Source organism: Curtobacterium sp. RM9, assembly GCF_054956955.1.
In genome coordinates this window covers 2604047-2628005 of record NZ_CM143271.1, presented here as the reverse complement: position 1 = coordinate 2628005, position 23959 = coordinate 2604047, and the positions used below count along the sequence as shown (strand labels likewise).

The 23959-nt window shown below is 71.7% G+C and carries 22 protein-coding genes; 7 read left to right on the top strand and 15 right to left on the bottom strand.

Translation table 11 applies throughout. The features are described from left to right. Positions 1-87: 87 nt before the first annotated feature. The gene (locus tag ACY3FI_RS12440) at positions 88-684 is read right to left on the bottom strand and encodes a GNAT family N-acetyltransferase (protein WP_462547862.1); all 597 of its coding nucleotides are present in this window, start codon (positions 682-684) and stop codon (positions 88-90) included. After that, positions 681-1682, bottom strand: a complete 1002-nt coding sequence (locus ACY3FI_RS12435) for an alpha/beta hydrolase (protein WP_462547861.1) — start codon at positions 1680-1682, stop codon at positions 681-683. Before ACY3FI_RS12435 ends, ACY3FI_RS12440 begins: the two co-directional genes overlap by 4 nt. Before the next feature lie 245 nt (positions 1683-1927). Here ACY3FI_RS12435 and ACY3FI_RS12430 point away from each other — a divergent pair, with 245 nt between their 5' ends. Further along, on the top strand, positions 1928-4393 hold the full coding sequence (locus tag ACY3FI_RS12430; RefSeq protein WP_462547860.1) for a putative Ig domain-containing protein: 2466 nt from the start codon (positions 1928-1930) through the stop codon (positions 4391-4393). Here the strand turns inward: ACY3FI_RS12430 and ACY3FI_RS12425 are convergent. Further along, positions 4350-4790 (bottom strand): NUDIX domain-containing protein, encoded by a 441-nt coding sequence (locus ACY3FI_RS12425; RefSeq protein WP_462547859.1) that lies wholly within the window; start codon positions 4788-4790, stop codon positions 4350-4352. The genes ACY3FI_RS12430 and ACY3FI_RS12425 overlap by 44 nt on opposite strands. A gap of 166 nt (positions 4791-4956) precedes the next feature. Here ACY3FI_RS12425 and ACY3FI_RS12420 point away from each other — a divergent pair, with 166 nt between their 5' ends. Beyond that, positions 4957-7008 carry a transglycosylase domain-containing protein gene (locus ACY3FI_RS12420; RefSeq protein ID WP_462547858.1) on the top strand — a complete coding sequence of 684 codons (2052 nt, stop codon included), beginning with the start codon at positions 4957-4959 and terminating at the stop codon, positions 7006-7008. 75 nt (positions 7009-7083) lie between these two features. Here ACY3FI_RS12420 and ACY3FI_RS12415 read toward each other — a convergent pair whose 3' ends face one another. The 4 genes from ACY3FI_RS12415 to ACY3FI_RS12400 all read right to left on the bottom strand — a co-directional run bounded on the left by ACY3FI_RS12415 (position 7084) and on the right by ACY3FI_RS12400 (position 11192). Then, a complete protein-coding gene (locus ACY3FI_RS12415) occupies positions 7084-8103 on the bottom strand; it encodes an ABC transporter substrate-binding protein (protein ID WP_462547857.1) in 1020 nt (339 codons plus the stop codon). 79 nt (positions 8104-8182) lie between these two features. Then, a complete protein-coding gene (locus ACY3FI_RS12410) occupies positions 8183-9025 on the bottom strand; it encodes an ABC transporter ATP-binding protein (RefSeq protein ID WP_462547856.1) in 843 nt (280 codons plus the stop codon). Further along, positions 9022-10116, bottom strand: coding sequence for a FecCD family ABC transporter permease (locus tag ACY3FI_RS12405; protein ID WP_462547855.1), 1095 nt, complete (start codon positions 10114-10116; stop codon positions 9022-9024). Before ACY3FI_RS12405 ends, ACY3FI_RS12410 begins: the two co-directional genes overlap by 4 nt. Further along, positions 10113-11192, bottom strand: a complete 1080-nt coding sequence (locus ACY3FI_RS12400) for a FecCD family ABC transporter permease (RefSeq protein ID WP_462547854.1) — start codon at positions 11190-11192, stop codon at positions 10113-10115. The genes ACY3FI_RS12405 and ACY3FI_RS12400 overlap by 4 nt, the downstream gene beginning before the upstream one ends. Before the next feature lie 28 nt (positions 11193-11220). Here ACY3FI_RS12400 and ACY3FI_RS12395 point away from each other — a divergent pair, with 28 nt between their 5' ends. Next, on the top strand, positions 11221-12048 hold the full coding sequence (locus ACY3FI_RS12395) for a siderophore-interacting protein (RefSeq protein ID WP_462547853.1): 828 nt from the start codon (positions 11221-11223) through the stop codon (positions 12046-12048). 34 nt (positions 12049-12082) lie between these two features. After that, positions 12083-12460 carry a VOC family protein gene (locus tag ACY3FI_RS12390; protein WP_462547852.1) on the top strand — a complete coding sequence of 126 codons (378 nt, stop codon included), beginning with the start codon at positions 12083-12085 and terminating at the stop codon, positions 12458-12460. 87 nt (positions 12461-12547) lie between these two features. Here ACY3FI_RS12390 and ACY3FI_RS12385 read toward each other — a convergent pair whose 3' ends face one another. From ACY3FI_RS12385 to ACY3FI_RS12375, 3 genes are read right to left on the bottom strand one after another with little or no spacing between them, the layout of a single operon-like run. Then, entirely contained in the window at positions 12548-13462 is a 915-nt protein-coding gene (locus ACY3FI_RS12385; RefSeq protein ID WP_462547851.1) for a carbohydrate ABC transporter permease, read from the bottom strand. A gap of 1 nt (position 13463) precedes the next feature. Then, positions 13464-14429 (bottom strand): carbohydrate ABC transporter permease, encoded by a 966-nt coding sequence (locus ACY3FI_RS12380; protein ID WP_462547850.1) that lies wholly within the window; start codon positions 14427-14429, stop codon positions 13464-13466. Between the two features lie 54 nt (positions 14430-14483). Beyond that, complete coding sequence (locus tag ACY3FI_RS12375) at positions 14484-15854, bottom strand: extracellular solute-binding protein (RefSeq protein WP_462547849.1); 1371 nt, start codon at positions 15852-15854, stop codon at positions 14484-14486. Positions 15855-16143: 289 nt separating this feature from the next. Here ACY3FI_RS12375 and arfA point away from each other — a divergent pair, with 289 nt between their 5' ends. Further along, positions 16144-17646, top strand: coding sequence for an arabinosylfuranosidase ArfA (gene arfA / locus ACY3FI_RS12370; protein WP_462547848.1), 1503 nt, complete (start codon positions 16144-16146; stop codon positions 17644-17646). Positions 17647-17872: 226 nt separating this feature from the next. Here the strand turns inward: arfA and ACY3FI_RS12365 are convergent, their stop codons facing one another. From ACY3FI_RS12365 to ACY3FI_RS12345, 5 genes are all read right to left on the bottom strand, one after another. After that, positions 17873-18880, bottom strand: a complete 1008-nt coding sequence (locus tag ACY3FI_RS12365) for a GNAT family N-acetyltransferase (RefSeq protein WP_462547847.1) — start codon at positions 18878-18880, stop codon at positions 17873-17875. A 7-nt stretch (positions 18881-18887) separates the two neighbouring features. Beyond that, positions 18888-19418, bottom strand: a complete 531-nt coding sequence (locus tag ACY3FI_RS12360) for a GNAT family N-acetyltransferase (protein ID WP_462547845.1) — start codon at positions 19416-19418, stop codon at positions 18888-18890. Between the two features lie 36 nt (positions 19419-19454). Beyond that, positions 19455-20312, bottom strand: a complete 858-nt coding sequence (locus ACY3FI_RS12355) for a 3-hydroxyacyl-CoA dehydrogenase (protein WP_462547844.1) — start codon at positions 20310-20312, stop codon at positions 19455-19457. A 52-nt stretch (positions 20313-20364) separates the two neighbouring features. Next, positions 20365-20655 (bottom strand): hypothetical protein, encoded by a 291-nt coding sequence (locus tag ACY3FI_RS12350; protein WP_462547843.1) that lies wholly within the window; start codon positions 20653-20655, stop codon positions 20365-20367. A gap of 129 nt (positions 20656-20784) precedes the next feature. Then, the gene (locus ACY3FI_RS12345) at positions 20785-21813 is read right to left on the bottom strand and encodes a LacI family DNA-binding transcriptional regulator (RefSeq protein WP_462547841.1); all 1029 of its coding nucleotides are present in this window, start codon (positions 21811-21813) and stop codon (positions 20785-20787) included. 128 nt (positions 21814-21941) lie between these two features. On the opposite strand from ACY3FI_RS12345, the gene ACY3FI_RS12340 reads away from it, so the two are divergent. Both ACY3FI_RS12340 and ACY3FI_RS12335 read left to right on the top strand, forming a co-directional pair. Beyond that, positions 21942-22877 carry a carbohydrate ABC transporter permease gene (locus ACY3FI_RS12340; RefSeq protein WP_462547840.1) on the top strand — a complete coding sequence of 312 codons (936 nt, stop codon included), beginning with the start codon at positions 21942-21944 and terminating at the stop codon, positions 22875-22877. Then, the gene (locus tag ACY3FI_RS12335; RefSeq protein WP_462547838.1) at positions 22874-23863 is read left to right on the top strand and encodes a carbohydrate ABC transporter permease; all 990 of its coding nucleotides are present in this window, start codon (positions 22874-22876) and stop codon (positions 23861-23863) included. Before ACY3FI_RS12340 ends, ACY3FI_RS12335 begins: the two co-directional genes overlap by 4 nt. Positions 23864-23959 lie beyond the last annotated feature (96 nt).

Genomic DNA, 23959 nt, shown 5'->3' with positions numbered 1-23959 from the left:
GCCCCGCCACGCGCCTCCAGACCGGGGACGGTCCGTCTGGAGGCGCGGTGCCAGCCCGCCCCGCGCCTCCAGACCGGGGACGGTCCGTCAGGCGGACGGCCACGGCACCGGTGTCGTGGTGCCCGTCTCCCAGTCGCGCCGCAGCATCCCGTAACCGACGGAGCCGACCGGGGCGCCGCCCTCGACCGGCCACGCCTCGCGGTAGTGCGCCTCCTGCACCCAGCCGGCGCGGTCGAAGACACGCCGCATGGCGGTGTTGTCCTCGCGGGTCTGCCCCTCGAACCGGGTGACCTCGGGCATCGTGTGGAACACGTGTGCCGTGGTCGCGCGGAGGGCCGGGACGCCGAGACCCCGGCCGCGGGAACGTCCGGCGATGCGCAGGTCGAACAGCGGGACCGGGTCGGCCAGGTCCTCGAGCCGGACCATGCCGATCCTGCCGAGGCGGTCGTGCTCCAGCCACCACGAGTCGTGCTCGTCGTCGCGGAACGCGCCGGCGTCGACGGCGCTCGCGGCGTCCGCCCGGGCGATCGTGCGACGGACGTGGAACGGGAACTCCTCGGTGCTGAGGAAGTCGAGCAGGTCGTCGCGGTCGGCTCCGGCTGGGTCCATCCGCGTGAGTCGGACGGTGCCGGTGGTGGCGTGCCGTCCGGTGCCTGGCCGTCCGGTCGCGCGTCGTCCCGTCATGCGTCGTCCCGCGGGAGCGTCCGTGACCAGCGGGTGATCGCGTCGTAGGCGTGCTCGCGGACCTCCGGCGCGGAGAGCACCACGTCGTGCACGGCGTCCTGCACCCGACGGACGGTGATCTCCGGACCGAGGGACAGTGCCCGGTGCGCCACGACGTCGACGTTCAGCGCGACGTCCGCCCGGGCCATGCCGTCGTCCCACCGCGGCTGCAGCATGCTCTTGTCGCTCAGCATGACGAGCACCGGCACCCCGATGCCGAGCCCCGCCTCGACCCGGGCCTGCCCGTCGAACACCGCGGCGAGCCAGCCGGGGTGCAGCGGGAAGCCCCGGTCGGGCCGCCACTGCTGGTCGTACGTCCACGCGCCCTGACCCGAGGCCGACACCGTGCGCGTGTAGAAGCCGGGGTCGACGGCGGGCATCGGCGCGAGCGGGTTCCGCCGGGCGCCGAGCTTGATCACCGGCGCCACGAGGGCTCGGCCGACCGCACTCGCCTGGAACTCCAGCCAGGGGCTGTTCAGCACGAGTCCGTCGACGAGCTCCGGGTGCCGGGCCGACCAGAGCGAGAGCGTCAGGCCGCCGGTCGAGTGCCCCATCGGCACGAGCCGTCGGCGCGGACCACCCCGGTGCTCCGCGGAGATCGCGTCGAGCGCGGCAGCGATGTCCTCGTCGTACACGCTGAGGTCGTCGACGAAGCCGGGGGTCTGGTGCGGGCGGAGGCTCCGGCCGTACTTGCGGAGGTCGAGCGCGTGGAAGCGGGCGCCGAGCGCCTCGATGCGCTCGGCGAGCTCGACCTGGAAGAAGTAGTCGGACCAGCCGTGCACGTACAGCACGTCGACGCCGTGCAGCGGACCGTGTGCGTGCAGGAGCAGGTCGGTGGGGGAGCGGCGGCGTCGGACGAGGGTGGCGACGACCTCGCCCTCGGCGTCGGGGGCGAGCGGGAGTTCGAGGCGTTCGAAGGGCGTGCCGAGGACGTCCTCGTGCCACCCCGCGAGCCCCATGACTGCCACCGTAGGGGGTGGCGGTCGGACGCGTTCACACGAGATACTCATGAGTACCAAGACCCTCGGCTCGCATCGGTGCCGTCCACGGCACCATCCGGCAGCAGACAACGCTCCGGAGCGAGCCGTCGTCGCAGTGATCAGCCCTGTTCGGTCTGCGGTCTGCCTCCCGATCAGAACGGACACGCCTGTTGCGTCCCCGCCTCCGCGCCGCTCATCCGCGCTCCACTCGTCTGCGCTCCGCAGTGACCGCCGTCGCCGTCCTCGCGGCGACGGTCGCCGTGCCCCTCGGCGTCGGCGTGACCACACCGGCGGTCGCCGCCCCCGTGGGGACCGTCTCGCCGGCTGCCGGACCGACGACGGGCGGCACGCGCGTGAGCGTCAGTGTCCCTGGCGCGACCCGCTTCACGACGATCGACACCGGCATGAAGGCCGGGGTCGGCATCGACGAAGCCGGCGCGGTGTGGTCGTGGTCGACGGCCGACCGCGGCAGGCCGCCGGCCAACCCGGTCCGGGTCGCGCTGCCCGGCAACCTCCGGTTCGTCCAGGTCTCGGCGGACATCAAGACCTTCCTCGCCCTCGCCTCGGACGGCTCGCTGTGGGGCTGGGGGGACGGACGGCGCGGCCAGCTGGGGCGCGGCGATGCGACCTCCTCGACGACGCCGATCCGTATCGACCTGCCGGGCAACCCGGTCATCACCGCCGTGTCGGCGAGCTACACCCCGCTCGCCCTCGACAGCACCGGCGCGGTGTGGACCTGGGGTGACAGCGCGTCCCTCGGCGTCGCGGCGCCCGCAGGACAGGCGATCAGCGGCCCGGTCGAGCTGCCACTCGAAGACGTGGCATCGATCTCCAGCGGAGCGTCGACGGCCGGGCAGTTCGCCGTCGACACGAGTGGCCGCGGTTGGGCGTGGGGATCGAACTCGTTCGGAGAGCTGGGCGACGGCACCACCGAACGCCGCGAGACGCCGGTACCGGTGACCCTCCCGGGCGGTCGCTCGTTCGCGCAGATCGCCAGCGGCAACGACACGGTGGGTGTCGACGCCTACTTCGCCGACGGAGAGCACACGGTCGCGCGAGCCACCGACGGCACGACGTGGACATGGGGGGATGCGCCTGCAGATCAGTCCACCGCTCGGCCCTACGCGTCCCGGGTGCCGGTACAGGTCCAACTCCCCGACGGTGTCTCGTTCGCACAGGTCACCGACGGTGGCGGCGTCTCCTTCGGTCTGACCTCGGACGGTGCCGTCTGGGTCTGGGGAAGCGGCGACAATCTCGGGTACCGCCCGCCCGTCGGCACGACGACCGAACAGCCGCGGCCACTTCCCCTGCCCGGTGGCCGGAGCGCCGCGCAGGTGGTCTCGAGCGGGTCCGTCTCCGGCGGACTAGCATCCGACGGCACCGCGTACTGGTGGGGATCACCGGTCGAGCAGCGGGATGTCGCCAACTACAACCGCCTGACCGCGCGCACGCCCGTCGCCGTCCCGCAGCCCGGTGCCGTGACTGCCGTCGCGGTGGACGGCTCCTCGGTCACCGGCTTCAGCGCCGTCCGCGAGGTCGACGGGACCCAGTCCGTCGTCTTCACCATTCCTGCGCACGCTGCCGGCCGCGTCGGGATCACGATCACGGCCAACGGTGCGACGCCGTCCACCGTGGCCTTCGACTACGGCGTCGCACCGGCATTCACGTCGGCACCGCTCGGGACAGGGACTGCGGGAACGGCCTACGACACGACGCTGACGGTCGCGGGAGACGGACCCGTGACGTACGACCTCTCGGCCGGCTCCTTGCCAGCGGGCCTCGTACTCGACCCGTCCTCGGGGACGATCAGCGGTGTGCCGACGACACCGGGCGCCTTCGCGTTCACCGTGCGCGCCACGACGCCGTACGGAACGGCGACGCAGGAGAACAGGGTCGCCGTCCTCGGGGTCGCGCCGAGGCTGACGGTGCCGCGCGAGGTGACCCTGACCGTCGGTCGGGATGCCGGAGTCGCCCTGACCGCCACCGGCACCGGTCCCCTCACCTACGGGGTGGCCGACGGGGCGCTCCCCGACGGCCTGGAGCTCGACGCTGCCAGCGGGACGATCTCGGGCAGGCCCACCACTGCGGGGAGGTCGACGGTGACCTTCGCGGTGCGCAACGACGTCGGCTCCGACGAGCAGTCCAGCACGTTCGTCGTCGAGGCCGCGGTCCCCGCGCCTCTCGCAGCCCCGAGGATCACGCGTCCGTCGGCGGGCGTCGTGGTCACCGGGCCGGTCACCGTCGCCGGTACGGGCACCCCCGGGACGTCGATCGTCCTCGCCGTCCGTGCGGAAGGCGCTGCCGCGGGATCGGCCGACCCCGCCGCGGCTGCCGCGACCGACCCGATCGTCGTGGCTCGTGACGGCAGCTGGGCCCGCACCGTCGTGCTCGCGCCCGGCAGGTACGAGGTGGACGCGACCGCGTTCCTCGTCGGACCGGACGGTGTCGTGACGAACAACTCGCCGGCATCCGCGACGGTCGGCTTCTCCGTCGCCGCTGCCGCCGGGGTGGGCACCGCACCGACCGTCCCGCCGACCGCCACGATCACGCCCGGCGACCGTCCTGGCGCATCGCTCGCGTTCACCGGTTCCGACGTGGCGGGCATCGTCTGGACCGGCGGGATCCTCGCCGCAGCGGGGATCGTGCTCATGGTGATCGGTCGTCGCCGCCGCTCGACGACGGCCGTCTGACGACCGACCGGTCGTCCGCGGTCGCATCGTGGACGACCCGGTCGGTCCACGGGTGGCGATCGAGTTCGCCGAACTGGTCGACGGTCACCCAGCGCGTCTCGAGCAGTTCGTCCTCTTCGAGCACGAAGGCCTCCGAGACGAGCGAGCAGCGGTACGCCACGGTGACGTACCCGACTCGGTCGCCGTTCGGGTAGCTGTACTCGAGGTCCGAGCCCCCGTACGCGCCCATGATGCCGAGGACGTCGACGTCCACGCCGAGTTCCTCGCGCACCTCGCGACGCAGCGTGGTCTCCGGCTCCTCGCCCGGTTCGACACCGCCTCCGACCAGGCTCCAGCGTCCGGAGTCGCGCTGCCGGACGGCGAGGAAGCGCTCCTCGTCATGGATGAACGCGGTCACGCCGGGGAGCAGGAGCAGGCTGCTCCCGCCTCGGTAACGATCCGTACCGACTCGGCGCTCTCCCAGCGGTCCCCCCGGTGTTCCCCCGGGAAGTCCCGGCTGATGCCCGATCGCCACTGGGACGCTCCACGAGCCGCGAGGGGCGGCACGACGAGGGGGAGTCTCCATGACGATGCGAGGAGTGGCCGGAGCGGCCGCCGGGTTCGTGGGCGGCAGCGTGCTGGCCGGCCTGCTGGTGGGGGTCGGCGTGACACCGGCGCTGGCGGTGGCAGGGATCGGGACGACTTCGGCGATCGACGTGTTCGACTCGCTGCCGGAGTACATCGAGATCGGCGACCTGCCGCAGCGCAACGAGGTGTGGGCGTACCGCGGCACGCAGCCCGTGCACCTGGCCGACGTGTGGGACCAGAACCGGCAGGAGCTGCCGCTCGACAGGATCAGCGACCAGCTCGAGCGCGCCGCGGTGGACGGGGAGGACAAGCGCTTCTGGGAGACCGGCGGCGTGGACGCGACGAGCATGCTGCGCTCGCTCGCCAGCGTCGCGATGTCCGGCGGCAAGGGCGGCTCCGGCGGGTCGACGCTGACGATGCAGCTCGTGCGGAACATCAAGCTGCAGCAGGCGAGCGAGCTCCCGACGGCCGAGGAACGGGATGCGGCGACCAAGGCGGCGACGGCCCGGTCGCCGCAGCGGAAGCTCGCGGAGATGAAGCTCGCGATCGGCCTGGCGAAGGCGTACTCGAAGCAGGAGATCCTCACCGCCTACCTGAACATCGCGTACTTCGGTGACCAGACCTACGGCGTGCAGGCCGCGTCCCAGCACTACTACGGCAAGGACGCCGGCGACCTGACCCCCGCCGAGGCGGCATCGCTCATCGCGATCGTGCAGTGGCCGGAGCGCCGGGACCTGTCGACGCCGACGCACCACGCCGACAACGCCGCTCGGCGGGACGTCATCCTCCGCTCGATGCACGACCAGGGGCACCTCACCCGCGCGGAGCTCGACGCCGCCCTCGCCTCGCGCCCGGCCGACTACGTCCGGGTGACCCCGACGCGGCAGGGGTGCGAGTCGGCGGTCCGCGGCGCCGCGTTCTTCTGCGCGTACACCGTGGAGGTGGCGCGGGACCTCCCGCAGCTCGGCCCGACCGAGCAGCGGCGCGCGGACGCCTGGCGCACCGGCGGGTACCGGATCCAGACCACCCTCGACCTCGACCTGAACACGCAGCAGCAGTCGGTGCTCGATCGGTACGACCCCGCGTCCGAGTCGCGGTTCGCCCTCGGGGCGACGCTCGACACGATCGAGGCGGGGACCGGCCGCGTGCTCACGATGGCGCAGAACAAGGAGTACGACCGCTCCGCCCACGCGCCGGCGACGGCGACCTCGCTGAACTACGCCACCGACGAGGCGAACGGCGGCTCCACGGGCTTCCAGGTCGGTTCGACGTACAAGATGTTCACGCTCCTGCAGTGGCTCGCCGCGGGGCACAGCCCGGACGATGTGGTCGACGGCACCCGTCGGGAGCGCAGCTCGTGGACGCAGTGCGGGCAGCCCCTCGAGCGGGCGTGGAACCCGAAGAACGACTCGTCCGGACAGGCCGGCCCCTACCGGGTGCGGGACGCGACGGCGCAGTCGGTCAACGCCGCGTACGCGGACATGGCCTCGCGGCTCGACCTGTGCGACATCCGCGACACCGCGGCACGGCTCGGCGTGCACCCCGCGACCGGCGGGGAGCTGCCGGCGAACCCGGCGGCGGTGCTCGGCACGACGAGCATCGCCCCGCTGACGATGGCGGCCGCGTACGCCGGGGTCGCGAACGGCGGGGTGTACTGCGCGCCGGTCGTCGTCGACCAGGTGACCGGCCCGGACGGCACCGCGCTCGGGGGCGAGCCGCGTTCGTGCCGCCGTGCGGTGTCCGCGACGGTCGCAGCGACGGCGTTCGAGGTCATGCAGGGCGCGTTCCACGGCGGCACCGCGAGCGGTGGCCTGACCCCGGACGGCGCGACGCTCTTCGGCAAGACCGGCACCACGGACGCGGCGGACCAGATCTGGCTCATCGGGGGGACCACCCGCGCGGTGACCGCCTACTGGCAGGGCAACACCGACGGCGGCAAGGCGAGTCTGCGCGCTCACAGCAGCGCCGAGGGGCCGTACGCAAGCACACGCGCGGCCGCGTGGCGCGCGGCCCAGACGGCGGTCAACGCGGCCCGGCCCGTCGGCTGACGGAGCTGACCACGGAACGGACTGGAGGCGCGGTGCCAGCTGGCACCGCGCCTCCAGTCCGTTCGACGGTCGCGTCTACGACAGCTGCTTGCTGTCCTCGAGCCAGCCCGCGAGCTTCGTCATGTACTCGGCCTGCGACGCGTAGTCGAGCGCCGGGAAGGTCCAGCTGTGGACCTGACCTGCCTGGAGCGCGGCGTTGTCCGCGAAGGTCGGCTGCTTCTCGAGGTCGGCGACCTGGTAGCCCTGCTGCGAGAGGAGGATCACGTCGCCCGTGATCTGACCGGCGTTCTCCCACGAGTAGACGCCCCAGTAGAAGCCCTCGGGCTTCGGGGTCACGAGGTCGACGCCGAACGACGCGTACATCTGGAGGGTGGGCTCGTCGCTCGGGCGCGTGACGTACGCGCCGTCGCCGTCCGCGTACATGGAGACGACGGAGAGCTTCTTGGCCTTCGTGACCTTCTCGAGCTCGTCCTCGGCGGCGTCGAAGCGCTGCTCGGCCTTCTCGACGACGGACTCCTTCGCCCCGAGGGACTCGGCGAGGTCGGCGATGTGCTCGATGACGTCCTCGCCCTTGCCGCCCCACTCGACGGCGGCGACCGGGGCGATCGCCTCGACCTGCTGCTGCTGTTCCTTGTCCTTGAAGCCGTAGGCGGGCGACTTCGTGTCGAGGGTGCCCTTCGCGTCGGTGGGGTAGACCGACGTGACGACGAGGTCCGGCTTGAGTGCCGCGAGCTGCTCGAGGTCGATGTCGCCGTAGGCGGTGCCGAGCTGGGTGATGCCGTCGGTGTCGAGGTCGTCGAACCGGGCGTCCTTCGCCATCGTGAGCTGCCCGAAGGTGCCGACGGGCTTCAGGCCGTACTCGATGAACGAGATGGCGATGTCGTTGAGCACGACGACGCGCTTCGGGGTGTGGTCGACCTTCACCGTGGTGCCGTAGGCGTCCTCGTACGACCAGGGGCCCGCGGCGGCGGGGGTGTCGCCGGAGCCGGCGTCGCCGGAGTCGTTCGTGCCGGAGCAGCCGGCGAGGAGGAGGGCCGGGACGGCCAGGGAGGTCACGAGGGCGGCTCGGAGGGCGCCGCGACGGGGGAGCTTCACGTTAGGTGAGCCTAACCTAAGTCTGTCAGTCCTGCCAGCCTCGGTCACCGCGATCAGCCGGGCAGCGGTGTCCGACCGGTCAGTCCGCCTCGGGCACGATCATCGGCGCGCCCGTCACCGGGTCGGGGAGCACCCGGGCGTGCAGACCGAAGGCGCGCTCGAGCAGCTCGGCCGTCAGGACCTCGGCCGGAGCACCGTCCGCCGCGACCCCGCCGTCGTGCAGCACGACGAGCCGGTCCGAGTACCGGGCCGCGAGCGACAGGTCGTGCAGGACCATGACGATCGTCGACCCCTGCTCGCGGTTGAGTCGTCGCACGAGTCGGAGCACCTCGATCTGGTGCGCGAGGTCGAGGTAGGTGGTCGGTTCGTCGAGCAGCAGGGTGTCGGCCTGCTGCGCCACCACGAGGGCGATCCACGCGCGCTGCCGCTGCCCGCCGGACAGGCTCGCGACGTCACGGTGCGCCACCTCGGTGAGGCCGGTGGCAGCGATGGCCTCTTCGGCGATCCGGGCGTCCTCCGCGGTCCACGGCTTGCCCCAGGACTGGTGCGGGTTCCGTCCGCGCATCACGAGGTCGAGGACACTGGTGCCGGCCGGGGCGACGGGGGACTGCGGGAGGATCGCGAGCTTGCGCGCCACCGCCCGGTTCGGCTCCTTGCGGATCGGCACCCCGTCGAGGTGGACCTCGCCGGCTTGGGGCCTGAGCACCCGGCCGAAGGCCTTGAGCAGTGTCGACTTGCCGCAGCCGTTCGCGCCGAGGAAGGTCGTCACGGTGCCGCGCTCGATGCGCAGGTCGAGGTCGCGGAGCACCGGGTGCTTGTCGTAGCCGACCGCCAGCGCGCGGGCCTCGAGCACGGGGACCGGAGCCGCAACGACGTGTGGCGCGGCCGGTGCGGCAGCGTCGAGGGTGTCGGTGTTCGTCATCGGGACATCTCCTTGCGGTGACGGATGAGCAGCCAGATCAGGTACGGGGCGCCGATCACGGTCGTGACGATGCCGACCGGCACCTGCCACGGGAACGCCGACCGAGCGAGCAGGTCGGCGGCGAGGACGAGCACCGCGCCGAGCGCTCCGGCGAGCAGCAGCGGTGGTCGGTTCGTGCCGGCGAGCCGGAGCCCGATCTGCGGCACCACGAAGGCGACGAAGCCGACCGGGCCGGCCGCGGCGACCGCGGCGGCGGTGAGGACCACCGCGAGACCGATCACGAGCAACCGGTGGCGCTGGACGGCGAGCCCGACACCCGTGGCGACCTCGTCGCCGAGCTGCCCGATGCCGAGCGCGGCACTCGTCGCGAGGGCGATCGGCACGGCGACCGCGGCGACGATGAGCAGCGGCCAGACGCTCGACCACGACGTGCTCGACAGGCTGCCCACGAGCCACTGCGACGCGGCGGCCGCGACCGTGATCTTGGCCCGGACGAGGAGGTAGCTCGTGACGGCGTCGAGTGTCGCCCCGACACCGATGCCGACGAGGACCAGCCGGTAGCTCTGCACCCCGCCGCGCCAGCCGAGGCCGTACACGAGCGCCGCCGCGACGAGCGCACCGACCGTCGCCGCCACGGGGATGCCACCAGCGAGGGCCACCGAGGACACGGAGTAGCTGCCACCGCCGAGCACGATCGCGGCCACGGCGCCGACGCTCGCGCCCGAGGTCACGCCGATGATGTCCGGGGTGCCGAGGGGGTTCCGGGTGAAGGTCTGCGTCAGGGCCCCGGCGACGCCGAGGGTGAGACCGACGAGGGCGCCGGTCAGCACGCGGGGCAGGCGGAGCGTCGTGACGATGAACCCCTCGGGGCCGGACTCCGCGCCGAGCAGGGCGCGGACGACGGTCGCCGGGGCGATCCACGTCGAGCCGATCGCGACCCCGAGGACGACGAGCAGGCCCACGGCGACGATCGACGCGACGGTGTACCAGAACACCCGCGGACGCCAGGCGAGCCCGATCGGGCCGACGACGACGCCGCGGCTGCCGGGGGCGCGGTGTGCCGCGGGGTGGCCGGTCGGTTGCGCGCTCACAGCGACACCAGCGATCGACGGCGGGCCACGGCGACGAAGACCGGGCCGCCGATGACGGCGAGGACGATGCCGACCTCGACCTCCGAGAACCCGCCCACGAGCCGCCCGATGACGTCCGCCACGAGCACGAGCGACGCCCCCACGAGCGCCGACACCGGCAGCGTCCACCGGTGCCCGGTGCCGACCAGTGCGCGGGCGACGTGCGGCACCGTCAGGCCGACGAAGCCGATCGGCCCCGCCGCTGCGGTGGCGCCCGCGGCGAGGAGCGTGATGCCGCCGAGTCCGACGAGCCGCGCGACCACGACGTTCTCGCCGAGGCCCTTCGCCAGGTCCGTGCCGAGCCCGAGGGCGTCGAGCGCGCGCACGTTCGCCACCGCCAGCACGAGGCCGACGACGAGGAAGGGCCACACCGCCCCGAGCACGTCGAGCTGCCGCGCCGCGAGGGACCCGACGACCCACAGCCGGTAGGCGTCCAGCGAGGCCTGGTCGGTGAGCACCACGAAGGACGTCAGGGCACCGAGGAGCGCGGAGACCGCGGCCCCGGCGAGGGCGAGGGGGACCGGGCTCGCCGTCCCGCTGCCGGCGATCGTCACCGAGAACACGACGACGCTCGCCACGAGGGCCCCGACGAGCGCGAACCACACCGTCGCGCCGGTGCTCGTCACACCGAACACGTACACGCCGAGCACGACCGCGAGCCCGGCGCCGGACGAGACGCCGAAGAGCCCGGGGTCGGCGAGCGGGTTGCGCGTGTGCCCCTGCATGAGCAGCCCGGCGATGCCGAGCGCCGCGCCGATGGCCGCACCGATGAGCGTGCGCGGGACACGGGAGCCCCAGACGATCGCCTCGTCGGTGCCGCTGCCGGTGCGGGTGAGGCCGGCGAGCACCCGGTCGACGCCGATGCGGTTGCTGCCGAGGAGCATGCTCGCCACCGCCGCGGCGACCAGCACGAGCACGAGGAGCCCGATCACCAGCAGCCGCCGCCGGACCGCCGCACGGTGGACGCCACGGGCGTCGGCCGGGTCGAGGACGTGCGCGACCGGAGCGGACGCCAGAGCGGGGGAGGGGGCTGGCACGGAGATCATCTTAGGTTAGCCTTGCCTCATGGCGAAGACCCCGCGGCTCCTGCCCGAGAACCCCCGGCTCTTCCGCGCCCGGGTCGTCCGGAGCGTCCGGACCTCGCCGTCGATGCAACGCGTGACCGTGACCGGCGACGACCTGCACGCGTTCCCGTTCCTCGGGTTCGACCACTGGTTCCGCCTGTTCATGCCGCGCCCCGAGCAGGACGCCTTCCGCATGCCGGAGCTCGACGGCCGCCGCTGGTGGCCCTCGTTCCTCGCGATCCCCGAGGACGTCCGCCCGCACTGCGCGAACTACACGGTCGCGGGCTTCCGGCCCGAGACGTGCGAGCTCGACATCGACTTCGTGGTGCACTGCGACCGCGACGGCGAGCCCGAGGGCCGTGCCGCGATCTGGGCCTGCGGCGCGCGCCCCGGCGACCCGCTCGCGATGCTCGACCAGGGCTGCATCTTCGACTGCCCGGACGACACGAGCGAGGTCGTCATCGTGGCCGAGGAGACCGGGCTGCCCGGCGTGGTCGGCATCGCCGCGTCCCTCCCGCGTGACACCGTCGGCCGCATCATCCAGGAGGTCCCGACCGCCGGCGACGTCCGGCAGCTCGACGCACCCGTCGGCGTCACCGTCACCTGGATCGTCCGCGCCGACACCGCGCACGACGTCCCCGGACGGGCCGCGCTCGCCGAACTCCAGCGGCACGTGCCCACCGACGACCGCGGGTACGCCTTCGTCGTCGGGGAGTCCGTGCTCGCCACCGAGGGACGTCGCCACCTGCACCGCGCCGGCCTGCCGAAGTCCCGGATCACGTTCTCCGGCTTCTGGAAGCACGAGGCGCGCGAGGTCGTCCCGGCCTGACGCCGTACCCCGTGGCGCGGGTAGCCTGCCCGGCATGAGCAGTCGACTGAGCGAACTCGTGCTGAACTGCCACGACCCCGAGGCGCTGTCGCGCTTCTGGTGCGCGGTGCTGGACTACGTCGAACTCGGCAAGGACGAGGACGGCATCGAGATCGGGCCCGCGTCGGGCTTCGGCGGGGCGACCCCGACCATCATCCTGAACCGGGTGGACCACGCGAAGACCCAGCCGCTCCGCCTGCACATCGACCTCAGCCCGGTCGACCAGGACCAGGACGCCGAACTCGAACGGCTGTTGGCGCTCGGCGCGCGGCCGGCGGACGTGGGGCAGACCGGCGAGGAGTCGTGGCATGTGCTGCAGGACCCCGAGGGCAACGAGTTCTGCCTGCTGCGGACGCGGCTCGACCCACTCTGACCCGTCGCACCGTCGCGGTGGCGACCAGCAGACGGGAGGCACGGTGCCAGCTGGCACCGTGCCTCCCGTCGGTCGACGCGCGAGCGTTTAGCCCTTGAGGCCGGAGCCCGTCACGCCCTCCACGATCTGCCGCTGGAAGATCAGGTACAGGATGATCAGCGGCAGGGCTGCGAGGATCGCGCCCGCCTGGATGTCGGCGTAGCGCTGCCCGAAGCTGCCCTGCACGGTCGCGAGCCCGACCGGGATCGTCATCAGGTCCGGATTGGACAGCACGAACAGCGGCAGGAGCAGGTTGTTCCAGACCCCGACGAAGGTCAGGATCGTGACCGCGGCGATCACGGGACGCGACAGCGGCAGGATCACCGACCAGTAGATCTTCCACATCCCCGCGCCGTCGATGCGTGCGGCCTCCTCGAGCTCCTTCGGGATGCCGTCGAAGAACTGCTTGAAGATGAACACGGCGATGACCGCCGGCACCTGCGGGAAGATCACCGACCAGTAGGTGTTCAGCAGGCCGACGGCGTTGAGCTCCTGGAAGATCGGGATGATCAGGACCTGGGTCGGGATCATGATGCCGAGGATGATCAGCAGGAACGCGACGTTCCGCCCGCGGAACACGAGCCGGGACAGCGCGAACGCCGCCATCGACGCGAACAGCACCGTGAGGACCGCCGTGATCACGCTCGTCACGCCGCTGGCGAGGTACCAGTTCCAGATGTCGCCGGACTGGAACAGCGACGCGTAGGAGTGCAGCGTCGGGTTCCAGTTCGACAGGATCGAGTTCGCGCCGAGGGCGGCGACGCCGTTGTCGGACAGCGACGTCTTCAGGGCGAACAGGCTCGGGATGAGCCAGATGATCGCGAAGACCGTCAGGATCACGGCCGCGACGATGTTGAAGCCGCGCCCGGAGACGCCGATCCTCGCGGCGTTCGCGGGAGCGGCGGCCGAGACGCCGGTGCGCAGCTTGGCGCGCCCGGTGGTGATGCTCTCGGTGGCGGTCATGTCAGGCACCGATCTCTCGCTTGGCGGCGGCGCGCTCGGCGACCTGCCGGATGACCGCGATCGCGACGATCACGATGAACAGGAGCACGGACGCGGCGGATGCAGCGCCGAGGCGGTTGTCGGTGAAGCCGACGCCCGTGATGAGCTGCAGCGAGACCTGGGTCGAGATGCCCGGGCCGCCGTTCGTCATCAGGTACACCTGGTCGAAGATCTTCAGGCTCGCGATGATCTGCAGCAGGATGACGAGCGTCGTCGTGCGGCCGAGCAGCGGGAGGGTGATCGACTTGATCTGCTGCCAGTTCGACGCCCCGTCGACGGCTGCCGCCTCGTACAGCTCGCGCGGGATCTCCTGCAGGCCGGCGAGGTAGAGCACGAAGTTGAAGCCGAGGGTCCACCAGACGGTGGCGATCGCGACACCGATCATCGCGGTGTTCGGGCTGGACAGCATGCCCGAGCCCGGCGTCATGCCGAGCGCGGTCTGCAGGCTGGCCCAGAGGCCGGTCGCCGGCGTGAAGATGAACACCCAGATGAGCGAGATCGTCGCCGACGGCAGGATGAAGGGCAGGAAGAACGCCAGGCGGAAGAACCACTGGCCGCGGTTCATCCGGTTCGTCAGCACGGCGAACACGAACGCCAGGATGACGAGCGGCGGGGTCGTGTACAGCGTGAACTGCAGGGTGTGCCAGAGCGACGACCAGAAGTCGCTGCGTCCGAGCATCTCGGCGTAGTTCGCGAACCCGGCGAAGGTGCCGAGCCCGGTGCGGACGGTCGAGGTGTTGAAGAAGCTCGTGACGATCATCCAGACCGTCGGGCCGAGCAGGAAGGCCACGTAGAAGAGGCCGAACGGGGCGAGGAAGAGCCATCCGCTGCGCCCCTGGCCGCGGGTGGTCGAGTGCACGCGGGGCCGCTCGCGTCGGGTGACGGTCGCGGCGTCCGTGGGTCGGGTGAGAACTGGTGCAGCGGTCACGTCATCGTGCCTCTCGTGCGGTGTTCACGGTCGTCGTGGTGGTCGCGTGCCCGGTCACAGCGGGCTCGGGGTGTCGAGGTAGGTCTGCAGCTGGCCCTTGATGGCGCTGAGTGCACCCGCCGGTGTCGAGCTGCCCTGCTGCACGAGCGCGAGCTGCGCACCGACGATGCCCTCGAAGGTCGACCCGGACCCGCCGTACCAGGCGGCGTCGTCGAACACGGCCGTCTCGGCTGCCGACGCGTAGTTGGACTGCGGCGTCAGCTTCTTGTACGCGGTGCTGTCGAACGTGGGCATGTACGCCGGCACGTGCCCGCCCTCGGCCCACGTCAGGCTCTGCTCGAGCATCTGCTTGATGAACAGCATGTGGGCCTTGCGCTGCTCGGGCGTGCGGTCCTTCTTCGGCAGGATGAAGGTGTGCGAGTCGGCCTGCGTGGCGGGCTTGTCGAAGAGCTGGGGGATCGGCACCATGCCGAACTTCAGGCCCTTGATCGACTGCGCCGTGCTGATCTCCCACTCGCCCTGCATGAAGAAGCCGGCCTTGCCGTCGAACATCAGCGACTGCGCGGTGGCGTAGTCGAGCGCCTTGTTCATCCAGCCGTTCTTGACCCACTTCTGGGTCGTCTCGGTGACCTTCGTGTAGGCGTCCTCGTTGACCGTGAGCTTCGCGCCGCCGTCGCTGATGAAGGGCGTCGCGCCGTTGATCTGGTTGTACATCGTCCAGAAGAAGCGCCACGGGGTCGCGGTCTCGGGGACCACGTTGGCGACGTTGAGCGCGGTGCCGCCGGTGACCTTCGCGACGGCGGCCATGGCGGCCTCGAAGTTCTCGAGCCCGTTCAGGTCCTTGAGCTTGCCGTCGGCGTCGATCAGCCCCGCCTTCTGGCACACGTCGACGTTGTAGAAGAGGACGAAGGGGTGGGTGTCCAGCGGGATGCAGATGTTCTTGCCGTCGGTCTTCTGCGCGGTCCACGCCTTCTGGTTGAAGTCGCTCGCGCTCAGCCCGACGCTCGCCAGGTCCTCGGCGGTGATCGGGTCGAGCAGGTCGCCGTCCCAGAGCGGCTTCGCGCGCGTCAGGTGCGCGATCGCGACGTCCGGCGGCTTGTTCCCGACGGTGGCGAGTGTGACCTTCGAGTAGTACGGGTTGCCCCACGCGAACGTGGTGGCCTGCAGCGCCGACGAGCCGCCGTGCTGCTTTGCGTAGCCGGCCTCCATGGCCTGCATGCGGAGACCGTCGCCGCCGCCGAACAGGTTCCAGAAGACGAGCGTCTCCGGGTTGAGCGGGGCACCGGCGATGCCCGCGGCCATGGGGCTCGAGCAGGCTGCGAGGGGGAGGACCGCTGCGCCGGCGGCGGCACCGGCGAGGAGGCTCCGCCGGGTGAACGCGCCGCCGCGGGGCGGTGGGGTGGGGACAACGGATCGGATCGGCATGGCATCACTCCATCGGGACGGGCCGAGCGGAGCAGGATGGGTGCTCCGTGAGCGCTCACAGTAGCGCTGCGTCCCGGTCGCCGCCACCCCTTCCGTGAATGCACGCCCCGTTCTGTGATCTTCGCGCGCGGCACTTCCGCGAGGCCGTCGGAGCCGGTACCGTCGAAGCAGACGTGAGCGCTCACTTTCGTGACGGCCCGCGCACCGACCGCGACCGGTCGGCCGTGCAGGACCGACGAGGCCCGGCGCACGTCACGCACCAGCGCACCGCCCCGATCGAAGGAGATCCATGCCCCGCACACACCTCGTCCTCGACGCCGCGTTCACCGTGGGGCCGGTGCGCCGTCGCCTGTTCGGCGGGTTCGTCGAGCACCTCGGACGCCACGTCTACGACGGCATCCACGAGCCCGCGCACGAGACCGCCGACGAGCACGGCTTCCGGAAGGACGTCGTCGACCTCGTCAAGGAGCTGAACGTCTCCGCCATCCGCTACCCGGGCGGCAACTTCGTCTCCGGCTACAAGTGGGAGGACGGCGTCGGCCCGGTCGACCAGCGTCCCCGCCGTCTCGACCTCGCGTGGCACTCCACCGAGACGAACGAGGTCGGCCTGCACGAGTTCCAGCACTGGCTCGACCAGGTCGGCTCGGAGCTCATGCTCGCCGTGAACCTCGGCACCCGCGGCACGCAGGAGGCCATCGAGCTCCTCGAGTACGCGAACATCGACGCCGGCACCGCGCTGAGCGAGTACCGCCGCTCGAACGGCCGCCAGGAGCCCTTCGCCATCAAGATGTGGTGCCTCGGCAACGAGATGGACGGCCCGTGGCAGCTCGGCCACAAGAACGCCGAGGACTACGGCAAGCTCGCCGCGATGACCGCCAAGGCCATGCGACAGATCCAGCCCGACCTCGAGCTCGTGGCCTGCGGGTCCTCCGGAGCGTCGATGCCGACGTTCGGCGAGTGGGAGCGCACGGTCCTCGAGCACACCTACGACGACGTCGACTACATCTCCGCCCACGCGTACTACGAGGAGGACGACGACATGTCGTCGTTCCTCGCCTCCGGCGTGAACATGGACCACTTCATCGACACCGTCACGACCGCAGCCGACCACGTCAAGGCGCACAAGAAGTCGGACAAGCGGATCGACATCTCGTTCGACGAGTGGAACGTCTGGTCGATCAAGCGCTGGGAGGCGCAGCAGAAGACCTTCGAGCTGCAGGACTGGCCGGTCGCCCCGCGCCTGCTCGAGGACGTCTACACCGTCGCGGACGCGGTGGTCGTGGGCGGGCTGCTCATCACGCTGCTCCGCCACGCCGACCGCGTCGCCTCGGCGAGCCTCGCCCAGCTGGTCAACGTCATCGGTCCGATCATGACCGAGCCCGGTGGCCCGGCCTGGCGCCAGACGACGTTCTTCCCGTTCTCGCTCACCTCGCGTCTCGCGAACGGCACGTCCCTGCAGGTGAAGGCCTCGGGCGACACCGTCGACGGCGGCAAGTACGGCGAGGTGCCGGTCGTCGACTCGGCGGCCACGGTCGAGGACGGCAAAGCCGCGGTGTTCCTCGTCAACCGCCACCAGACCGAGTCCACCACCGTGACGATCGACCTCGCCGGCATCGGCGCCGAGGGTGACGTCCACGCGGAGGGCATCTGGGACGACGACGTGCACGCCGTGAACGACCTCGGGGACCGCGAGCGGGTGGGGCTCCGCACGAACGAGACCGTCCGCCGCGAGGGCGACACGATCACCATCGAGCTCCCGCCGGTCTCCTGGACCGCGGTCTCGATCGGCTGAGCCACCGCCGACCACGGTCGGCGTGCAGACGCCTCGGCGAGCGCTCCGGTGAGCGTCGAGTGAGCACGGAGGGCGTCGGTCCGCGCGAGCGGGCCGGCGCCCTCCGCTCTGCGCTGCGCGGTGCCCGCCTGGAGGCGCGTGGCGGGCCCGCCCCGCGCCTCCCGTCCGTCCCACGGTCGGTCCGGAGGTGCATGGCGGGCCGGCAGCGCGCCTCCCGTCTGCCGCGTCAGCGAGAGGCGGGCGCCATGTCGTAGGTGACCCACGGGGTCGCGGTCGCGACGCGGTCGTACACGGCACGCGCCGCCTCGTTGTCGCGCGCGGTGATCCACCGCACCAGGCTCGCGCCCTCGTCCGCACCGAGCGCGGCGGCCTCGCCCAGGAGCGCCGTGGCGACACCGCGGTGCCGAGCGTCCGGCGCGGTGTACAGGTCGTCGAGGTACAGCCCGACCGTCGCCGTCGAGGGGCGGGCGAACCGCCGCAGGTCGGCGAGGCCGAGGAGGGTGCCGTCGGCGTCCACGGCGACGAGCCCGAGCATGCCGTGCTCGCCCCCGAGGACCCACCGCCAGGTCGTCGCCACCGCCTCGTCGTCCTCCGGCAGCCGGTAGAAGTCGCGGTAGCCGGCGTAGAGCGCGGCCCAGGCGTCGGCGTCGGACGCCTCGACCGGCCGGACCCGGACCGACCGCGCGGCACGGGCGCGCTGCTTGATGGCCTCGATGACCTCGGTCTTCGCGTCGGCGTAGGCGTTCATGTCCGACCACTCCCGGCGCATCAGGGAGCGCTTGGTGTCCTCGTACAGCGCGCGGTCCCCGGCGTCGGCGCGGAGGTGGTCACGGAGCAGCAGGTACGCCGCGACCTGCGGGGCGCCACGGCCGTAGACGTGCACGTGTGCGTCCCGTTCCGGCGTCCGGACGAGGCGGTGCCCCGGCTCGCGGACGCGCAGCACGTACCCGGCGTCGAGCAGTGCGGGGAGGTACGCGTCCTCGTCGGCGACGTCGGGCACCTCGACCGCGACGTCGACGATCGGCTTCGCCGCGAGGCCGGGGACCGACGTCGACCCGATGTGCTCGACGCGGACGGCGGTGCTCCCGAGCACGGAGGTGATGCGGTCGCGGTGCTCGCGGAAGCGCTCGGCCCAGCGCTCGTCGGGGTCGCTCAGTCCGACGTGCAGCGGCTCGGGGCCGCCGACGATCTCGACGGTCGTGACGTCCGGTCGGTGCTCGTGCTCGTTGCCCACGGCGGAATCATCGCAGGTCGGTCGGCGTGGTGATCCACCAGCGCTCGAGCCGGTGCCCGTCGGGGTCGGTCACGGTGGACTCGTACCGACCGCCGCCGTGTTCGATCACGCGACGCGAAGCCGGGTTCTCGACGTCGCACGTGAGCATGACCTCGGGCAGCCCGCGCTCGGCTGCGACCACGAGCATCTGCGTGAGGGCCGCGGACGCCAGCCCACGCCCGCGGGCCGAGGGTCGGACGCCGTAGCCGATGTGGCCGCCGTACGACCGGAGCCAGTCGTTCAGCTCGTGCCGGAGCGCGATGCTGCCGAGGTACTCGTCGCCCTCGACGATCCAGCGGTACGTGCAGGTGACGTGGGCCGCACTGGCGGGGACGGTCTCCTCGGCGAGGAGCTCGTCGACCCAGCGCTCGAAGCCGTCGCGATCAGCGATGGCGCTCGCGTCGCGGATGCCGGCGCCGTCCTGGTGCGCTCCGTCCCACTCCCGCAGCGCGCGGGTGAAGGACGGGAAGTACTGGTGGGACGGTGCGACGAGTTCCATCGGTCGAGCCTAGGGGAGCGGCCGGGGCCGTCCTCGTCAGCGGTACCGGTAGAAGCCCTCGCCGGACTCGACGCCGTACTTGCCCTGGTCGAGGTACTCGGTGCGCAGGTGCTCCGCCCAGGCCCGCGCGCCGGGCTCGGGCGAGGCGCTGGCGATGGCGTGCGCGGTGCGGAGACCGACGACGTCGTAGATCTGGAACGGACCGACCGGAGCGCCGGTGCCGATCCGCCACGTCGTGTCGATCGTCTCCGGGTCGGCGACCCCGCGCAGCACCAGGCCGGCGGCTGCGTCGAGGAACGGCACGAGCAGGGAGTTCAGCACGTACCCGGGCTGCTCCTTGTGCAGGCGGATCGGGACCATGCCGATCTCCTCGGCGAAGGTCGCCACGCGCTCGAAGACGGCGGGGTCGGTCTGCTCGGTCCCCATGACCTCGGCCGTGTTCTGCCGCCAGACGTGGTTCGCGAAGTGCAGCGCGAGGAACCGGTCCGGGCGTCCGGTGGCGTCGGCGATCGCGCTCGGCAACAGCGTGGAGGAGTTCGTGGCGAAGACGGTGTCGGTCGGTGCGACCTCGGCGAGACGCGCGTAGACCTCGCGCTTCAGCTCGAGCCGCTCCGGCACGGCCTCGATGACGAGCTCGGCGGCGGCGACGGCCTCGGCGAGGTCGCTCGTGAAGGCGATGCGGGCGACGGCGGCCTCGGCGTCGGGCCGCTCGCCCTCGCCGACGTCGCCGAGGTACTGCTCGACGATCCCGGCGAGGCGCTCGCGCCCGGCCGTCACGGCGTCGGCGCTGACGTCGTACACGGCGACGGGGACGCCGTGCCGCGCGGTCTGGAGGGCGATCTGGGTCCCGAGGACACCCGCACCGAGCACGGTGACGGAGCTGAAGGTGGTCATGCCACCATCCTGCTCCGGGACGTCCGTGCTGCCGCCGTGCACCGGGTGTCCCTCAGTGCTTCGGCGGCGTCGCCCGCACCGCGCGCGCCCGCCAGGTGATCTCCTCGACGAAGCCGGAGGTGTCCGGCGTGAGCGGGTCGTCCGGCGCGTCCTCGACCAGGATCCCGAGCGCCGGCGCGAGCAGGAATGACGTCGTCGTCGCAGTCCCGAACGGGTCGACCGTGGGCACCGCCACGGTGTCGGCGAGCCCGGCGTGCGCCAGTGCTGCCGCGTAGTCGAGCACGGCGTCGGCCGCCTCGTCGGTGGTGAGGACCGCCGTGAGCCCGTAGACGATGTGCTTCATGATCCGTCAGCCGTGGTGGAGAGGCGAGGGCGACCGAGGTCGCGCTCCGGACACACGGAAGTGGCGTACACCCGAGGCCGGACAGCAGACCGGCACCCTGTGGACGGTACGCGCTGCCGGCTGGGGAGGTCAGCGGGACGGCGGGGCCGCGGTGCTGGCACGCTCCACGAGCCGCACGGGCACGAGGTCGGCCCCACCGGGCACGGGCTGCCCGTCGATCTGGCGCAGGAGGTTCGCGACCGCACGCCTGCCGACCTCGTCGAAGGACTGGTGCACGGTCGTGAGCGGCGGCCAGAAGGAGTCGGACTCGGGGGAGTCGTCGAAGCCCACCACGCTGAGCGACGACGGCACCGGGCGCCCGGACTCGTGCGCTGCGCGCAGCACGCCGAGGGCGGTCTGGTCGTTCGCCGCGAAGACGGCCGTGATCTCGGGACGTCCGGCGATCTCGAGCCCCGCGCGGTACCCGTGCTCGGTGGTCCAGCCGCCATGGAACACCGGCGGCACCGGACGCCCGGCGGCCTCCAAGGTGGCCTGCCACGCGGCGAGACGCCGTGCCGCGGAGTAGGACGAGACCGGACCGGCGACGTGCCAGACGGTGTCGTGCCCGAGGTCGAGCAGGTGCTGCGTGGCCTGGCGTGCGCCGTCGGACTGGTCGGTGTCGATCGCGGGGTGCTGGGTCGTGCCGGTGGAGTCGACCACGACCATCGGGACGCCGTCGGGCAGGACCACCTCGGCGGTGTCGATGATGTGCGACTCGATGATGATCACGACGCCGTCCACGGCCTGTTCGTGCAGCCGCGAGAAGGCCGAGCGGACGCCCTCCTCGGTGCGCGAGGCCATCGGCAGCAGGGTGATCGTGAAGTCGGCCGCGCCCGCTGCGTCGGCGATGGCCTCGAGCGTCCGCATGTTGCCGAAGGACGCGAGCGTGAACATGATCACGCCGATGGTGCGGAAGCGCCCGGAGCGCAGCGCCCGCGCGGCACGGTTCGGCCGGTAGCCGAGGTCGTCCATCGCCCGCTGCACGCGGTCGCGCGTCTCGGGGCTGACGTTGTCGAAGCCCCGGGCGACGCGGGAGACGGTCTGCATGGAGACGCCTGCGGCCTCGGCCACGGCCGCCATCGACGGGGCGCGACGGGTGGTGCTCACCTCGGTCGTCATCGACACCCCTTCGCTCCGATTCCCCGAACGCTAGCGCATGTTGACGTTGCCATGCTACGGTTCCCGAGTTCGATGTTGACGTCAACATCGACGCGCACGACCCGAACGCAGCATGACGAAGGAGTCACATGAGCACGCTCGCAGCGCGCCCGGCCGAGGCGGCCCCCGCCCCGCGGCCGACCGCTCGCCGCCCCAAGCCCCGGGGTCGGTACACCGGCTGGCTGTTCGTCGGTCCGTTCGTCGTCGTCCTCGTCGCGATGCTCATCGTGCCGATCGGGTACGCGCTCTGGCTCAGCCTGTTCCGCGACCAGCTCGTCGGCGGCAACCAGTTCGTGTGGTTCGCCAACTACCTGACGCTGTTCCAGGACGCGAAGTTCTGGGAGGGCTTCGGCCGCGTCGCGATCTTCCTCGTCGTGCAGGTCCCGATCATGCTCGGCCTGGCGCTCGTCGCCGCCCTCGCACTCGACAGCGCGCGGCTCTGGGGGACCGGGTTCTTCCGCATCGCGGTGTTCCTGCCCTACGCGGTCCCCGGCGTCGTCGCGGCGCTCATCTGGGGCTTCATCTACGGCAACCAGTTCGGCCTCACCGGCGCCGCGAACAGCGCGCTCGGCATCGACCTGCTCCAGCCGTTCAGCCCGAGCTGGGTCCTCACGTCGATCGGCAACGTCGTCACGTGGGAGTTCCTCGGCTACAACATGCTGATCTTCTACGCCGCCCTCCGCGTCGTCCCCGGCGAGCTGTACGAGGCCGCCGAGCTCGACGGCGCCGGCCCGCTGCGCACCGTCTTCTCGATCAAGCTGCCCGCGCTCCGCGGCCCGATGGTCATCGCCACGATCTTCTCGATCATCGGCAGCTTCCAGCTCTTCAACGAGCCGAACCTGCTGAAGACCCTGGCCCCGAACGTCATCGGCAGCGCCTTCACCCCGAACATGTACGCCTACTCGCTGTCCTTCAGCGGGCAGCAGTTCAACTACTCCGCCACCGTCGCCATCGTCATGGGCGTCATCACCGCCGTGATCGCCTACGTCGTCCAGGTCCGCGGAACCCGCCAGGAGAACCGATGAGCACCCTGCAGCAGCCCGCCGCCGGCCCGACCGCGCCGGCCACGGTCACCGAGGCGACCACCACCCAGCGCGACCCGCGCGACCCGGCGACCCGCGCCTCCCGGCTGGGCCGTCGACGCGCCGGCAAGCCGGTCGACGGACGCAAGGTGAAGCGCTCCGGCCTCCTCACCGCCGTGATGGTCGTCTTCGTCGTCTACTCGTTCGCGCCGCTGTTCTACCTGCTCGTGAACAGCACGAAGACGCAGTCGTCGCTCCTGTCCACGTTCGGCCTCTGGTTCGGCGGGGACTTCAACCTCTGGCAGAACATCGTCGACACCGTCACGTACAACGACGGCATCTTCATGCAGTGGCTCGGCAACACGCTGCTGTACGTCGTGGTCGGCGCCGGTGGCGCGACGCTGCTCGCCACGGTCGCCGGCTACGGCATGGCGAAGTTCCAGTTCCCGGGCCGCCGCGCGGTGTTCGCCGTCGTGCTCGGCGCGATCGCCGTCCCCGGCACCGCCCTCGCCGTCCCGACGTTCCTGCTCTTCTCGCAGGTCGGACTGACGAACACCCCGTGGGCGATCATCCTGCCGTCGCTCATCAGCCCGTTCGGCATGTACCTGATCTGGACCTACGCGATCGACGCGATCCCGACCGAGCTCATCGAGGCCGCCCGCATGGACGGCGCCGGCGAGTTCCGGATCTTCTTCACCATCGCGCTGAAGCTCCTCACCCCCGGCGTCGTCACGGTCCTGCTCTTCGCGGTCGTCGCCACCTGGAACAACTACTTCCTGCCGCTCATCATGCTGAGCGACCCGAAGTGGTACCCCCTCACGGTCGGCCTCAACCAGTGGAACGCGCAGGCCACCGGCTCCGGGGCGCAGCCGATCTACAACCTCGTCGTCACGGGTTCGCTCCTCACGATCATCCCGATCGTGGTCGCGTTCCTCTTCCTCCAGCGCTTCTGGCAGTCCGGCCTCGCGGCCGGCTCCGTCAAGGCCTGATCCGCCGGTCGCCAGGCGCGTCGGCAGCCCGCCGGAGCGCCTCCCGTCCGACCCGCAGCAGCACCACCGCACGTCCCCAATCACGAAGAAGTGGAA

Excerpts from the sequence above, each read along its gene's own strand:
- ACY3FI_RS12440 (WP_462547862.1), bottom strand. The coding sequence starts at position 684 with ATGACGGGACGACGCGCGACCGGACGGCCAGGCACCGGACGGCACGCC.
- ACY3FI_RS12435 (WP_462547861.1), bottom strand. The coding sequence starts at position 1,682 with ATGGGGCTCGCGGGGTGGCACGAGGACGTCCTCGGCACGCCCTTCGAA.
- ACY3FI_RS12420 (WP_462547858.1), top strand. The coding sequence starts at position 4,957 with ATGACGATGCGAGGAGTGGCCGGAGCGGCCGCCGGGTTCGTGGGCGGC.
- ACY3FI_RS12410 (WP_462547856.1), bottom strand. The coding sequence starts at position 9,025 with ATGACGAACACCGACACCCTCGACGCTGCCGCACCGGCCGCGCCACAC.
- ACY3FI_RS12395 (WP_462547853.1), top strand. The coding sequence starts at position 11,221 with ATGGCGAAGACCCCGCGGCTCCTGCCCGAGAACCCCCGGCTCTTCCGC.
- ACY3FI_RS12390 (WP_462547852.1), top strand. The coding sequence starts at position 12,083 with ATGAGCAGTCGACTGAGCGAACTCGTGCTGAACTGCCACGACCCCGAG.
- ACY3FI_RS12385 (WP_462547851.1), bottom strand. The coding sequence starts at position 13,462 with ATGACCGCCACCGAGAGCATCACCACCGGGCGCGCCAAGCTGCGCACC.
- ACY3FI_RS12375 (WP_462547849.1), bottom strand. The coding sequence starts at position 15,854 with ATGCCGATCCGATCCGTTGTCCCCACCCCACCGCCCCGCGGCGGCGCG.
- arfA (WP_462547848.1), top strand. The coding sequence starts at position 16,144 with ATGCCCCGCACACACCTCGTCCTCGACGCCGCGTTCACCGTGGGGCCG.
- ACY3FI_RS12360 (WP_462547845.1), bottom strand. The coding sequence starts at position 19,418 with ATGGAACTCGTCGCACCGTCCCACCAGTACTTCCCGTCCTTCACCCGC.
- ACY3FI_RS12355 (WP_462547844.1), bottom strand. The coding sequence starts at position 20,312 with ATGACCACCTTCAGCTCCGTCACCGTGCTCGGTGCGGGTGTCCTCGGG.
- ACY3FI_RS12350 (WP_462547843.1), bottom strand. The coding sequence starts at position 20,655 with ATGAAGCACATCGTCTACGGGCTCACGGCGGTCCTCACCACCGACGAG.
- ACY3FI_RS12345 (WP_462547841.1), bottom strand. The coding sequence starts at position 21,813 with ATGACGACCGAGGTGAGCACCACCCGTCGCGCCCCGTCGATGGCGGCC.
- ACY3FI_RS12340 (WP_462547840.1), top strand. The coding sequence starts at position 21,942 with ATGAGCACGCTCGCAGCGCGCCCGGCCGAGGCGGCCCCCGCCCCGCGG.
- ACY3FI_RS12335 (WP_462547838.1), top strand. The coding sequence starts at position 22,874 with ATGAGCACCCTGCAGCAGCCCGCCGCCGGCCCGACCGCGCCGGCCACG.